Origin of the sequence: Bradyrhizobium sp. sGM-13 (assembly GCF_018398875.1) — a bacterium.
Lineage (GTDB): Bacteria > Pseudomonadota > Alphaproteobacteria > Rhizobiales > Xanthobacteraceae > Bradyrhizobium.
In genome coordinates this window covers 1-760 of sequence record NZ_JAGWDK010000159.1, presented here as the reverse complement: position 1 = coordinate 760, position 760 = coordinate 1, and the positions used below count along the sequence as shown (strand labels likewise).

Sequence of the window (760 nt, the reverse complement as noted above, 5' to 3'; positions counted from 1 at the left end):
CTTTGCGATGCGGCCGGCCGCGCCGCGCTCGGCACCGAGGCGCTCGCCGATGTGACGGCGCTCGATCTGGATACGGCCACCCCGCCCTGGGCCGCGCTGCCTGTTTCTGATCCCGAGCCGCGCGCCCTCGGCCTCACCTCGCGCCATCTCGCCTACATCATCTACACCTCAGGCTCAACCGGAACCCCCAAGGGCGTCATGGTCGAGCATCGCGGACTGGTGAACTATTTGCATTGGTCGGATCGCCGCCATTGCGAACGAGCTGGGAACGGCTCGCTGATGCTGCTGTCGTTTAGCTTTGACGGCAGCATTACGACCTTGTTTGGGCCTTTGCTGGCCGGTACCAAGCTCCGCATTCTAAACCAGACTGTCCCAATAGATTGGCTTGCTGCTGTCGAGGATGGCCAGACCTATGATCTGATCAAGCTGACGCCTTCGCATCTAAGCATGCTGAACAAACGGCTCGAAGCCAACAAAGGATCGGCTCCGACAAGAGTGCTCATGGTTGGGGGCGAGGCCTTAATTCCGGCAGACATGCAGTTTTGGCAAGAGCGTTTTCCGAGCGTGCGTCTGATCAATCATTTTGGTCCGACGGAAGCAACGGTTGGATGTGCCACATTCGAGATATCCGAATCCGTCGAGGGGCTGGCCTCGATCCCGATCGGCCGTCCGATTGCCAACACGCGTGTGTATCTGCTGGACGGCCATGGCGCGCCTGTGCCGTTGGGGGCGGTGGGTGAGCTTTACATAGGCGGGGCGG

At 60.8% G+C, this 760-nt stretch carries 1 protein-coding gene; it reads left to right on the top strand.

Annotated elements, in window-relative coordinates:
• On the top strand, nucleotides 1-760 hold a 760-nt coding region (locus KJQ96_RS38580), incomplete at both ends, for an AMP-binding protein (protein ID WP_213291170.1).